The organism is Paenarthrobacter sp. NPDC090520 (genome assembly GCF_044769205.1).
In the GTDB taxonomy this organism is placed as follows: domain Bacteria; phylum Actinomycetota; class Actinomycetes; order Actinomycetales; family Micrococcaceae; genus Arthrobacter.
Window position 1 is genome coordinate 163419 of record NZ_JBIVXM010000006.1, and the last position, 13652, is coordinate 177070.

The following is a 13652-nucleotide window of genomic DNA, read 5'->3' on the forward strand; positions in this document are numbered from 1 at the left end:
TCTTCGCTAATCGATGGATTAAACCGGTAGGCTGGGTGACTGTTCGCGTCAAGCCAGCCGCGCGAAGGGTGACGGCTGCCAATTTCACGGGGGATTGTTGATGGCACCGTCCATGAGGCCTGGCCGCCGGGCGCCCGGAAACAGCGCGGCAAAGCAGCGCCGCAACAGGGTCATCGGGGCAGCGTCGCTGGTGGTGGCCGTTGCTGTAGTTGTCACCGGCGCCATTCTCTACCCGGGGTTCAAAACCACCGAAGTGGACCTGAACGACGGCGGCGTGTGGGTGGTCAGCAAGGCCAACAACGCTGCCGGCCGCCTGAACTACCCGTCCAAGTCTCTGGACGGCGCGGTGGTCCCGGCCAGCGACGATTTCGACATCCTGCAGCAAGCGGGCGATATTTTCATCGACGACTCACGCGGGGCAACCATCAACCCCGTCAGTGCCGCAAACATGCGGCTCGGCGGCGACCAGAAACTTCCAGGCTCCGCGAAGGTGAGCTTCGGCAGCAAGGTCCTGGCTGTCACGGACCCGTCCAAGGGCAAGGTGTGGGCGGTCTCTCCGACATCCGTCAGCGGATTCAGCGACGAATCCAAGCCGCTGATCGAACAATCCGCGGGAATCACCTCCATAGTTGGGGCTGACGACGCCATCCACACCCTGGACCCCAAAACCGGCAAGCTCACCACCACCACAGTGGATGGAGAAGGCAACGCGGTGGACTCCCGGGTCCGGACCGACGACGCCCTCAAAGCTGCCGGTGAGGTCCAGCTGACAGCCGTGGGGGACAAGGCAGTGGTGCTGAACCTGGCCAACGGAAACCTGGTCCTTCCGGGTGGCTCCACTGTTCACCTTGACGATGCCAAGGACGCCAAACTCCAGCAAGCCGGACCCGACGCGGACGCCGTGGCCATCGCTACCAAGAGTGCGTTGCTCCTGCAGCCCCTGGACGGTGGGACGGCCAAGACCGTCAAGCCCGATGGCCAGGGCATTCCTGCGGCGCCCGTCCACATGGGCAGCTGCACCTACGCCGCCTGGTCCGGAGCCAACAAGTACCTTCGCGAGTGCGCCAACCAGGCTGACAGCCACCGCGCCGCTGTACCCAAGGCGAGTGCATCGCCGTCGTACGTTTTCCGCGTGAACCGGGACCTGGTGGTCCTCAACGACGTCAACTCCGGCAACGTCTGGATGGTCAACCAGAACATGCAGCTGGTGAACAACTGGCTGGACGTGATTCCGCCCCAGCAGACCTCAGACGATGCAGACAAGGATTCCGCCGATGAGGTCCAGCAGACAGTACTTCCGGACCGCAGCAAGCCCAACACGCCTCCCGTGGCCAAACCGGATGCTTATGGCGTGCGGGCCGGAAAGACCACGTTGCTTCCCGTCCTGGACAACGACGCCGATTCCGACGGCGATGTCCTGACGGTCAGCGCCGGAGAACCGCTCAAGTCCGGCGCGTTGTCCGCGGTCTACGGTGGAACCGGCTTCCAGATCGCGGTCCCGGCCGGAACCACTGGTTCGGAATCGTTCAAGTACACGGTGGACGACGGCCGTGGCGGGACGGCGTCCGCGGAGGTGGACCTGCGGATTGTGCCGCCGGAAGAAAACAACGCTCCGCAGCCCAAACCCAACCGCAACACCACACTGGTGGTCCAGTCGGGCAAGATCGCCAACCAGTACATCCTGACGGACTGGATGGATCCCGACGGCGACGACCTCTTTGCGGTCTCGGCCTCCAGCAGCGATCCCGCGGACCAGGTCCGGATCAGGCCCGATGGCTTGCTCACGTTCCAGGACTCCGGCGCGGGTCCGGGCCGGAAGACGATCAACGTGACCGTCTCGGATGGCTCACTGACCACCGAAGGCCAGATCAGCGTGGACGTCCGCGCTGCCGGGGCACTGCCGCCCATCGCGAACGCGGACCACGTGGTGGCCGTGGCCGGCCAGGACACCGTCATTGCGCCCCTGAAGAACGACACCGATCCGCAGGGCGGCACGTTGCGGCTGGCCCAGGCACAGCCCGACGGCCAGTCCACTGCAGTGGTGGGACCGGACCAGCAGACCTTCACGTTCAATTCCACCGCAGTGGGCGCACACTACGTCACGTATATGGTCACCAACGGACCGGCGAGCGCCCAGCAACTGGTTCGCGTGGACGTGGTCTCCGGAAACAGCGACGGCGCGCCGGTAGCCGTTCGCGATATCGCCTTGCTGCCCAGCGGCGGGAGCACGGTTGTGGACGTCCTGGGCAATGATTCGGATCCTGCCGGCGGAGTGCTGGTAGTGCAGTCGGTTACGGCGGCCGATGGCCTTCCGGTCAGCGTGGCGGTCCTGGACCATTCGGTGGTGAAGATTACGGACATCCGGGCCGAGGGCCAGTTGTCGCTGAAGTACACGATTTCCAACGGGAAGTCCTCGGCCACCGGGGACATTTCCGTCCAAGTGGTCCCCGCGCCCACCAAGCTGCAGGCTCCGCAGGCCAAGCCGGACGAAGTCACCGTCCGTGCCGGGGACGTGGTGACCATTCCCGTGCTGGAGAACGATACCGATCCCAACGGGGGCGATCTCACCCTGGACCCCGTCCTGGCGCAACAGCCGGACGAAGCGGATGGGCGCATGTTCGTGGCAGGCAAAACGCTCCGGTTCATCGCCGGCGAAGAGGCCAAGACGGTCTATGCGATCTACAAAGTAAGCAATGCATCCGGGCAGACGGATTCCCAGCAGGTGACCATCCGGATCCGCGCCCGCGACGATGCTGCGAACACCCGTCCTGAACCGAAGAACCTGACGGCGCGGGTGGTTGCCGGGATGACCGTGCGGGTTCCCGTTCCGCTGGACGGCATCGATGCCGACGGCGACTCGGTGCAGTTGATCGGGATCGACAAGGCACCCTCCCTTGGCACAGCCATCCTCCGGGACGGGTACCTCGAATACACGGCCGGTGGAAAGTCCGCCGGAACAGACACCTTCAGCTACCGGGTCCGGGACAGGATCGGGGCCGAGAACACCGGCACCGTGATCGTAGGAATCGCCCCCGCGGAAGCGGACAACCAGAAGCCGATCGCCGTGGACGACGTCATCGACGTCCGTCCCGGACGGCGCGTCGCCGTCGATGTGCTCAAGAACGACTCAGACCCCGACGGCGATCCCATCGCCTTGGTGCCCACGTTCGAGGCCAAGCCTGAGCTCCAGGTAGAGGCTGCCGCCGGCAAGGCTGTCCTGACGGCGCCGGGCGTGGCCGGGGTGGAAAGTGTCAGCTACCGGATCCAGGATGACAAGAAAGCCGAAGCCAGCGCCGTGATCCGTGTGCAGACCAGTGCCACGGCACCCCTGCACGCCCCCATTGCCGTGGACGACCACGTGACGCTCGCGGAAACGCTCGGCAAGACCGCCGTGGATGTGCCGGTGCTGAAGAACGATTCCGATCCCGATGGCGTGGCCGAGGACCTGAAGATTTCCCTTCCGGACGGCAACCCGAACGCGCGGGTGGGAACGTCCGGCAACGTGGTGGTCACGTTGGCTCCCGTGGACCAGTTGATTCCCTATACCGTCACGGACATCGACGGACAGTCCGCGACTGCCGTCATGTGGATTCCCGGCCAGGGGCTGCAGTACCCGACGCTGGCCAAGACGGACGTGGTGGAGGTGACCGCCGGCAAGGAAGTGACGTTGTCCCTGGCGGACTACGTCAAGGTCCGGGAAGGTCGAAGCCCCCGGATCACCGTTGCGGACGCCATCAAAGTCCAAGGCGGCGACCCCCTGAATGTCATTGCCGGAAACGGCACGGCGCTCCGTTACGCAGCGCAGGCAGACTACGTGGGGCCGGGCTCCATCACCTTCGAAGTGACCGATGGTTCAGGGCCTGACGACTCCGAGGGCCTGAAATCGACACTGACCATCATCACCAAGGTGCTTCCTGACCCGAACGCCAACCATCCGCCAACATTCAGCGGAGCCTCCATGGACGCGCCCAAGGGCGATACCACCGAACTGGAACTGGGCAACCTTGCCAAAGACGTGGATGAGCAGGACCAGGGCAAGCTCAAGTTCGAGTTCGACGGCCAGCAGCCGGGCGGTTTCGACGCACGCATTGACGGCACTGTCCTGAAAGTCACTCCGGGTGGCTCCCTGAACCCGGGCGCTCGCGGCGTCCTTCCCCTGCGCGTCACCGACGGGCGGTCCGAGCCCGTCAAGGCAGCCGTCACTGTCACGGTTGTGTCCTCCAACCGCCCCAAGCCGGTGGCCAATGACGACACCGTGGACAAAGCCGATGCCGGCAAGCCGCAAACGGTCAACGTGCTCGGCAACGACTTCAACCCGTTCAGCGAACCGCTCACGATCGTTTCGGCCGTGACCGAGACAGGTTCAACCGCCGGGCAACCGTCCATATCCGGAGACTCGATTTCCGTGACCCCGGCTCCCGGGTCCAAGGGCGTGCTGGTGGTCAGGTACACCATCAAGGACAAGACGGACGATCCTGGCCGGCAGGCCGTTGGCCGGGTCCGGATCACCGTCCGGGACAAACCTGACGCGCCATCGGCACCGACGGCAACCGATGTCCGGAGCCGCACTGCCGTGCTCAAGTGGGCGCCGCCGTCGGACAATGGCGCGCCCATTACCAAGTACACCGTCAAGTCGGCAGGCTTCCAGCAGGAATGCCCCACCACCACGTGTACGCTGACCGGGCTGACCAACAACGTCAAGTACGTCTTCACCGTGACCGCCACCAACGAAGTAGGGGAGTCCCCAGCCTCGGTGGCGTCGAACGAGATCAGGCCCGACGAAAAGCCTTCGCCGCCCGCGCCGCCCACGGTCAAAGCGGGCGACAAGGACCTGGCCATCACCTGGACCCCCGCCAAGACCGAGGGCTCGCCCGTGAAGCACTACAACCTGGAAATCTCGCCACCTCCTGCCAACGGCATTGCCGTGAAGAACGACGTGACCGGGCTCAGCTACACCTGGCCTGGCCTCACGAACGGCGTGAAGTACAAGGTGCGGGCGCAGGCCGTCAACGACCTCGGACCTTCGGACTGGAGCCTGTATTCCGCCGAAGACCACCCGGCGGGCCTTCCCGGTGCCCCCGCGGCGCCGACTACCGCCGTCGTGTCTTCCGTTGGCTCCCAAAACCAGCTCCGGGCCAGTTGGACCGAGCCGGACATCAACGGCGACCCCATCAAGAACTACTACGTCACCATGAGCGGTGGCGGTGGGAGCCCGCAAACCCAGACGGTGGCAGGCAGCGTCCGCACCGCGACGTTTACCGCCAACAACTCCGAAACCGGCTACACGTTCACGGTCCAGGCCGAGAACAAGGCCGGGAAGGGCGGGGTCAGTGCCGCATCCGCCCCGCGACGGGCCACCGGCAAGCTGGGAACCGTAGGCAACGTCAGTGCAACCCCGGCGAACACCGGGGGAGCGGGCGGACAAGTGACCATCAACTTCACTGTGCTCAACCAGGCCCAGCGCAACGGCTCGAGCGCCAGCGAGGTCAGCTACACCTACCGGGCCAGCACGGGGCAGTCCGGACCCATCCAGCCGGGCCAGACCGTAGGTGGCTTCGCCAATGGACAGGCCAGCAACATCACAGTGACGGCGCAGTCGTCGGTGGCGCCGAGTTCGGATGCGAGTGCGCCGGCATCAGCCACTCCGTACGGGGCGCCGGGGACGCCGTCCGCGTCGGGTACGAATGGTGCCATGAATGATCCATCGGTAACCCTCAATTGGTCTTCGCCGTCCTCAGCAAGCAACGATGTCCGGACCACCAAGATCCGCATCAACGGCGGAGGATGGGAAACCGTGGCGGCCTCGGGCAGCAGGACCATCAACACCGGCGGCTATGAACAGACCCGGACCATTGACGTGCAAACGTTCAACTCCCTGGGCCAAGGCGGACCGGTGGCCAGCGCCAGCGCCAAGTCCGGCAAGAAGGGGGAATGGACCACCACCATGAACCCGGGTGCTGTGCAACGCTCGTGCAGCTACACCCTGGGTGGATCGAACTACGATCCGAACAAGTACACCTGTGACGGCAAGGGCGGCAACCAGCCTCCGTGGATGTACACCTCGGACCAAGGGCAAATCGTCGTCCGTTGTTACATCGACCAGACGGACGGCTGGGTAGGGATGCAGCGCTGGTGGCGGATCGAATCCGGTTCCTACCGCAACGTTGGCCGCTACATCATTGCAGGTCACACGTACCTGGGCGATCCAGCAGGCCTCGGAGCACCCCGATGCTGACGCTGACCCCATGGTTGCAGAGCCAAGCCCCGCCGTTACGCCGGGTACTTGTACCCATCGCGCCGCCTGCTGCGAAGACAGTATGCTGTCAAAGCCAATGGAGAGCCCGGTATCGGGTTCCCATGGATGGCCGTGTGGCGTGTGGGATATTCTTAGGCACTGAAAATTCCGCCGCTGTATGGGGGTACTGCGGAATGTCTGGCTGCCGGCGCCTGCCGGTTGGCCTGGAAGCTGCTTCGCGCAGCTGGAACAACAAGGGAATTTTGGGGCTGTGACTTCTTTCTTCGGCAAGGACTGGCTGAAAAAGCGTCGAAACAAGAAACTCGTCTCTGCCACAGCCGTGACCGCGGCCGGGGCAGTGCTTGTGGCGTTCGCCGTGCTGTACCCGGGCTTCAAGACCGCCGAGGTGGACCTGAACGACGGCGGCGTGTGGGTGGTGAGCAAGACCAAGAACGCGGTGGGCCGGTTGAACTACCCCAGCCGCGTCCTCGATGGTGCCGTGACGCCTGCGAGCACGACGTTCGACGTCCTGCAACATGACGGCAACGTCTTCGTGGACGACGAGTCCGGTTCCACCATCAACCAGGTGTCCGCAGCGAACCTGAAGCTCAGTGGCGACAAGCAGCTCCCGTCGTCCTCGCGGGTCAGCTATGGTTCCACCGTCCTCTCGGTGACCGACCCCGCAAAAGGCAAGGTGTGGGCGCTTTCGCCTTCCACCGTCAACGGCTTTGACGAAGAAGGCACCGAGCCGGTCCTCACCGGCTCCCAGGGCATGGTCTCGGCAGTAGGCCAGGACAACCGGATCTACACCGCGGATCCGGGCAAGGGCGAAATCACGGTGACCACCGTTGATGCCAACGGTGAGCGGACCACCTCGGACGTCACCAGAGTGGACGAACTGAAGGGCGCGGGGGACCTGCAACTCACGGTGGTGGGTGACAAACCGGTAGTCCTCGATGCAGCGTCCGGAAACCTCTTCCTGCCTGGCGGGCGGAAACTCAACCTGCAGGACGCCCGCGAAGCCAAGCTCCAGCAGAGCGGCGGGGACAGCGGCTTCGTGGCTATCTCCACGCGGAAGGCGCTGCTGAAGCAACCGCTGGACGGCTCGACGGCGGATACGGTTGCCGCCGGGGGCGAAGGCGTTCCGGCGGCTCCCGTACAGGTGAACAAGTGCGTCCACGCTGCGTGGGCCGGTGCCAACAAGTACGTCCGTGACTGTGAAAACGACGCTGACGACAAGAAGAACGATGTCCCCAAGGCAAGTGCTTCGCCAAGTTACGTTTTCCGGGTCAACCGTGACCTGGTGGTCCTGAACGACGTCAACTCCGGCAGCGTGTGGCTGGTCAACCAGAACATGCAGTTGGTCAACAACTGGGACGACGTTGTCCCGCCGAAGAACCAGTCCAACGACCAGGACGAAGAATCCGCGGATAACAACACCATCAACGTCCTGCCGGACCGCACCAAGCCCAACAGGCCGCCGGAAACCAAGCCGGACGAGTTCGGCGTGCGTCCCGGCCGGACGTCCATCCTGAGCATCCTGGACAACGACTCGGACCCCGACGGCGACGTTCTCACCGCGGCAGTCGGCGCCAACGGTCCCAAGGCAGGCGCGCTGGAGAGCATCTACGGCGGCTCGGCCTTCCAGATCAAGGTTCCCGCGGAAGCGAAGCCGGGCACGGAGACCTTCGATTACAACGCCTCCGATGGCCGTGGGCTCTCCGCAGGCGGCAAGGTCACCTTGCGTGTGGTTGGACCGGAGGAAAACAAGCCGCCGTTCTTCAAGCGTGCCGAGCCCACCACCATGCTGGTGGAGCAGGGCAAATCGGTCAGCCAGAACATCCTCACCGACTGGATGGACCCCGATGGCGACGACCTGGTGCTGCTCGATGCCAAGGCAGACAATGACCAGGACCAGGTCAAGGTCCGCCGCGACGGCCTGCTCACCTACCAGGACGCAGGCGCCGCGCCGGGCAAGAAGAATGTGACGATTACCGTGTGGGACGGCAGGGCTACCACCACCGGCCGCGTGGTGGTCAACGTGCAGCCACCGGGCGCACTCGCTCCCGTGGTCAATGCCGACCACGTCACTGCAGTGGTGGGCCAGGACCTGGTGATTTCGCCACTCAAGAACGATGTGGATCCCAACGGCGGTGCCTTGCGCGTGGCCCACGTGGAGGCGGCGGGCCAGGCCGAGCTGGGCGCCATCACCGATGGCGGCACCTTTACGTTCAAGAGCAACACTCCCGGTCCGGTGTACCTGACGTACATCGCCAGCAATGGCCCGCAAAGCAGCCAGGGGCTGATCCGCGTGGACGTGGAGTCCGGGAAGGATTCCGGCGCGCCGGTGGCGGTTCACGACGTCGCCTTGCTCCCGGTGGGCGGCAGTGTACTCGTGGATCCGCTCGCCAATGACTCCGATCCATCCGGTGGCGTCCTTGTGCTGCAGTCGGTGACGGTCCCGGAGGGGTCCACAGCCTCGGTCAGCGTGATCGACCACAGCGTCCTGCGCGTCACGGATGTGCTGGGTTCCAAGGATCCGTTCGTCTTCAGCTACACCATGTCCAATGGCCGTTCCTCGGCCACCGGAACAGTGGGCGTCGTTCCGGTGCCGGCTCCCGCCGTCGTCGAAGCTCCCCAGCCGAAACCCGACGAAGTCAACGTGCGCGTCAACGACGTGGTCACCATTCCCGTGCTGGACAACGACACGCATCCGCAGGGCGAAGAGCTCAAGGTTGATCCGGTCCTGGCCCAGAACATCGTGGAGGAGGACGGCAAGGCGTTCGTGTCCGAGAACACGTTGCGCTTCATCGCAGGACCCACGCCCAAGACCGTGCGCGCCATCTACAACGCGGTTGACCCGCAAGGCCAGAAGAGCGCGGCGGCCGTGACCATCCACATCCTTCCGCTGGAAGGGGCACAGAACTCGCGCCCGCAACCGCAGAACCTGACGGCCCGCGTGGTGGCCGGAGGAACGGTGCGGATTCCGGTACCGCTGGACGGCATCGATCCCGACGGCGACTCGGTGCAGCTCACCGGCATCGACAGCACCCCCACCATGGGAACCGCGACGGCGGGAAGCAACTTCATCGACTTCGTCGCCGCCGGTGACAGCGCGGGCACCGACTCGTTCCGTTACAAGGTGGTGGACCGCCAGGGCGCGGTCAACACAGGCACAGTGACCGTCGGTGTTGCGCCCCGGGGCGAAAACAACCAAAAGCCCGCCCCCGTGGATGATGAAGTGAAGGTCCGCCCGGGACGCCAGATCGCCGTTGACGCGACAGCCAACGACACCGATCCCGACGGCGACCCCATCCGGATCCTCACGGACAGCATCGAGGCTGACAAGTCCCTCGACGCCCACGTGAGCAAGACCAGTGGCCGCATCCTGGTCACCGCTCCGGCGGTGGAAGGAACAGTGAATGTCCGCTATTCCGTGGCCGATGACCGCGACGCGGTGGGGCAGGCGAGCATCAGGGTGATCGTGAAGAACGACATTCCGCTGCAGGCGCCGATTGCCCGTGACGACCGCGTCACGTCCGCCCAAACCCTGGGCAAGACGGCCGTTGACGTGCCCGTGCTCAAGAACGACGAGGATCCGGACGGCGTGGGGGAGAACCTCAAAGTCAGCACCGACATTCCCACCGCACGGCCAGGCTCCGAGGGCAACGTGATTGTCGAGCTCACTGAGCAGCCGCAGCTTGTGCCGTACACCGTTGAGGACGTCGACGGCCAGAAGTCCACGGCGATCATTTGGGTCCCCGGCGTTGGACAGCAGGTTCCCACGCTCGCCAAGGACGAGGTCATTGAACTGGTCTCCGGCCAGTCCGTCACGGTAAACCTCGCCGAGTGGGTCAAGGTCCGTGACGGGAAGTCGCCCCGGCTCACCCAGGCCGACCGCATCAAGCTGATCGGCGGGGACGGAAGCGATCCCATCGCCAACAACGGAACGGCCATCAAGTACACGGCTGGTGCCGAGTACGTTGGCCCCGGTTCCATCAGCTTCGAGGTCACCGACGGCAGCGGACCTGACGACCCCAACGGTTTGAAGGCCACGCTGAGTATCCGCACCAAGGTGCTGCCCGATCCGAACAAGAACAACCCGCCGGAACTCCTGGGCAGTGACGTCGAGGTGCCCAAGGGCGATTCGGCGAGCCTGGACCTGGGGAAGCTCACGTCCGATCCGGACACCGATGACGTGCAGAACATGGGCTACGAGCTGGTCGGTTCGGTGCCGGGAGGCTTCCGGGCCAGTGTGGACGGCAAGACCCTCAAGGTCTCCGCCGACGACTCCGTCCAGATCGGTCAAAGCGGCACGGTACAGGTCAAGGCCAAGGACCGCCGGGGACTGGAGGCGATCGCCAACTACAAGTTGACCCTCACGGCGTCCAACCGTCCCAAGCCGGTGGCCAACGACGACGTGGAACCGGACGCCCAGTCCGGAAAGCCCGTCACTGTCAACGTTCTGGCCAACGACTCCAACCCGTTCCCGGACACGGCCTTGAAGATCGTCTCCGCCGTTGTGGAAACCGGCCAAGGCACGGCCGAGCCCGGGGGCGACAGCGTCACCGTGACGCCGGCCGGCGGTTTCACCGGGACCATGGTGGTGGCGTACACCATTTCGGACAAGACCGGCGAGTTGTCGCGCTATGCCACGGCCCGTGTCCGCCTGACGGTGAAGGACAAGCCGGCAGCGCCCACCACCCCGCAGGCCCAAAGCGTGGGCGACCAGACAGCGCTGTTGACGTGGACTGCGCCCGCAGACAGGGGCTCACCCATCACCAAGTACACCGTGTACGGCGAGGGTGGCTTCAAGCAGGACTGCCCCGCGAACACTTGTACGCTGACGGGCCTGACCAACAACGTGAAGTACCACTTCGCGGTGACGGCAACCAACGCCATCAACGAGTCCGAAAGGTCGCCGGTCTCGGCCGAGGTCCGGCCGGACGTCAAGCCGGACACCCCGGTGGCGCCGTCGCTGAAGTTTGGCGACAAGCAACTGTCCGTGGCCTGGGTTCCGCCCGCCAGCAAGGGCTCCCCGGTCAAGTCCTACGACCTGGAGATTTCACCGGCACCCGCCGGACAGAACGCGCAGATCCAAAACCTCACCGGTTCCAGTTATGTCTGGAAGGGACTGACCAACGGCGTGGCCTACAAGGTCCGTGTACTGGCGAGGAATGACGCCAAGGAGCCTTCCGAGTGGAGCCCGTACTCTGCTGCCGAGACTCCTGCCGGAATTCCGGCGACGCCGTCCGCGCCCTCAGTCTCGGGGGCTGGATCGGTGGGCACCCAAAGCCAGTTGCGGGTCAGCTGGGCGGCACCGAACAACAACGGTGACGCGGTGTCCGCCTACACCTTGACCACCTACCGCGGCGGCGCCGTCGTGGGTTCCCAATCGGTGGCAGCGACGTCGCAGAACGTGACCGTTGCCAACTCCGAGGCGGACTACACCTTCACCGTCTCGGCAACCAACAAGGCAGGCGTCAGTGGAGTCAGCCAGCAGTCCGCTGCCATCCGCGCCGCGGGCAAGCCGGGGACCGTGGGCAGCGGCTCGGTAGTTGCCACCGGTACGAGCGGGCAGTTGCGCGTGACCTTCACGCCGCTGACGGCTGCCGAACGCAACGGTTCGCAGGACAACGAGATCACCTACCGCTGGCAGACGGCTTCGGGTTCCGGCCCGATCGGCCGCGGCGGTGGGGACATCGGTGGCCAGCCCAACGGCACCAACGTGGTGGTCAACATCATCGCGACGTCGGTCAAGAACAACCAGTCCGGCGACGCCAAGGCGATCGGTACCGGCAACCCGTACGGACCACCGAATGCACCGAACGTCAACGGCGGCAAGTCGGCCAAGGGCGACGGCCAGGTCCACTGGACCTGGAACAACCCGGCCACCAACGGCCGCCCGCTGGACCACTACGAGGTCAGCCTGGACGGCGGCGGCTGGACGGGTGTGGGCAAAGCCAACCGGTTCGATGCCGGAGGCGGAGGCTGGGACAAGCAGCACACCCTGCGGGTGCGTGCCGTGACGGTCGTTGCCGGTCCCGTAGGCAGTGCCAACGCCACCAGCGGCGACGATCCCACGCCTCCGCCTCCACCGCCCACACCATCGCAAATTCTGGTGCACAACAACACGTGCCCCGGAAAGCCGGGCCAAGCGGACACGTACAACCCGAGCGGACCATCGTGCGGTGTTGGCTGGGTGTCCCGTTCCGAGGGCAAGTTGAACGTCAACTGCACGAAGGACATCTACAACAACGGCACCCCCTGGTACCGCGTGACCGAGGGAAGCCACCCAGGCTGGTTCGTGAAGTCCACCACCGTGGACCTCAGTGGACCCAGGCCCGGTGGTTGCTGATGCTGCCCCAGTCCGCCAAACAACTTCATCCGAACACCCACACAATGAACAGGATCAACCGATGACCATGACAAACGAGCAGGCCGCGTGGTTTGCAGAGACGTTCGAGAAGCTCGTTGCCAACGTGGGCCAGGCAGTCCTGGGCAAGGAACACGTCATCCGGCTGACCTTCACGGCGATGCTGGCAGAAGGCCACGTGCTCTTCGAGGATGCCCCGGGAACCGGTAAGACCTCCTTGGCCCGTGCTTTGGCGGCAACGGTCCAGGGCTCGCACAACCGCATCCAGTTCACCCCCGACCTGCTGCCCTCGGACGTCACGGGTGTGACCATCTACGACCAGAAGACCCAGAAGTTCGAGTTCCACAAGGGCCCGGTCTTCAGCAACATCGTCCTGGCCGATGAAATCAACCGTGCTTCGCCGAAGACCCAGTCTGCGCTGCTCGAGGTCATGGAAGAGTCCCGCGTCACCGTGGACGGCACCACGTACGACGCCGGGCGGCCGTTCATGGTCCTGGCGACCCAGAACCCGATCGAGCAGGCAGGCACGTACCGCCTGCCGGAAGCACAGCTGGACCGCTTCCTGATCAAGACCTCCATTGGCTACCCGGACCATGCCTCCACCGTGCGGTTGCTGGGCGGCTCCAACCTCAAGGACCGTTCGCGGGACCTCTCGGCCATCATCACCACCCAGGCCGTTGCGGACATGGCCGACCTCGCGGCCACCACGCACGTGGACACCGCAGTGCTGGAGTACATTTCCCGGCTCTGCGAGGAAACCCGCAACGCTTCGGAGACCCGCCTGGGAGTTTCTGTCCGTGGCGCACTGGCCATGGTCCGCGCGGCCAAGGTCTGGGCTGCCGGCCAGGGACGGAACTTCGTCCTGCCGGACGATATCAAGGAACTGGCCCCCGTGGTGTGGACCCATCGACTGGTGATGGATCCGGAGGCGGAGTTCTCCGGTGCCACCCCCGAGGTGGTCCTCACGCGCGTCCTTGCGGACGTCGCCGCCCCGCAGCAACGCGCCAGCGCCTAAGCCTGCGCCAGTCACGGCTCACGCAC

Annotated in this window: 3 protein-coding genes; all 3 read left to right on the forward strand. The window is 65.0% G+C overall.

The features are described 5' to 3' along the window. Window positions 1–100 precede the first annotated feature (100 nt). Window positions 101–6235, forward strand: coding sequence for an Ig-like domain-containing protein (locus tag ACIQTZ_RS09815; protein WP_402979942.1), 6135 nt, complete (start codon window positions 101–103; stop codon window positions 6233–6235). A gap of 178 nt (window positions 6236–6413) precedes the next feature. Next, entirely contained in the window at window positions 6414–12593 is a 6180-nt protein-coding gene (locus tag ACIQTZ_RS09820; protein ID WP_402979945.1) for an Ig-like domain-containing protein, read from the forward strand. Between the two features lie 61 nt (window positions 12594–12654). Next, window positions 12655–13626: an AAA family ATPase gene (locus ACIQTZ_RS09825; protein WP_400331126.1), complete on the forward strand. Its 972-nt coding sequence runs from the start codon at window positions 12655–12657 to the stop codon at window positions 13624–13626. Window positions 13627–13652 lie beyond the last annotated feature (26 nt).

Excerpts from the sequence above, each read along its gene's own strand:
- ACIQTZ_RS09815 (WP_402979942.1), top strand. The coding sequence starts at position 101 with ATGGCACCGTCCATGAGGCCTGGCCGCCGGGCGCCCGGAAACAGCGCG.
- ACIQTZ_RS09820 (WP_402979945.1), top strand. The coding sequence starts at position 6,414 with ATGGGGGTACTGCGGAATGTCTGGCTGCCGGCGCCTGCCGGTTGGCCT.
- ACIQTZ_RS09825 (WP_400331126.1), top strand. The coding sequence starts at position 12,655 with ATGACCATGACAAACGAGCAGGCCGCGTGGTTTGCAGAGACGTTCGAG.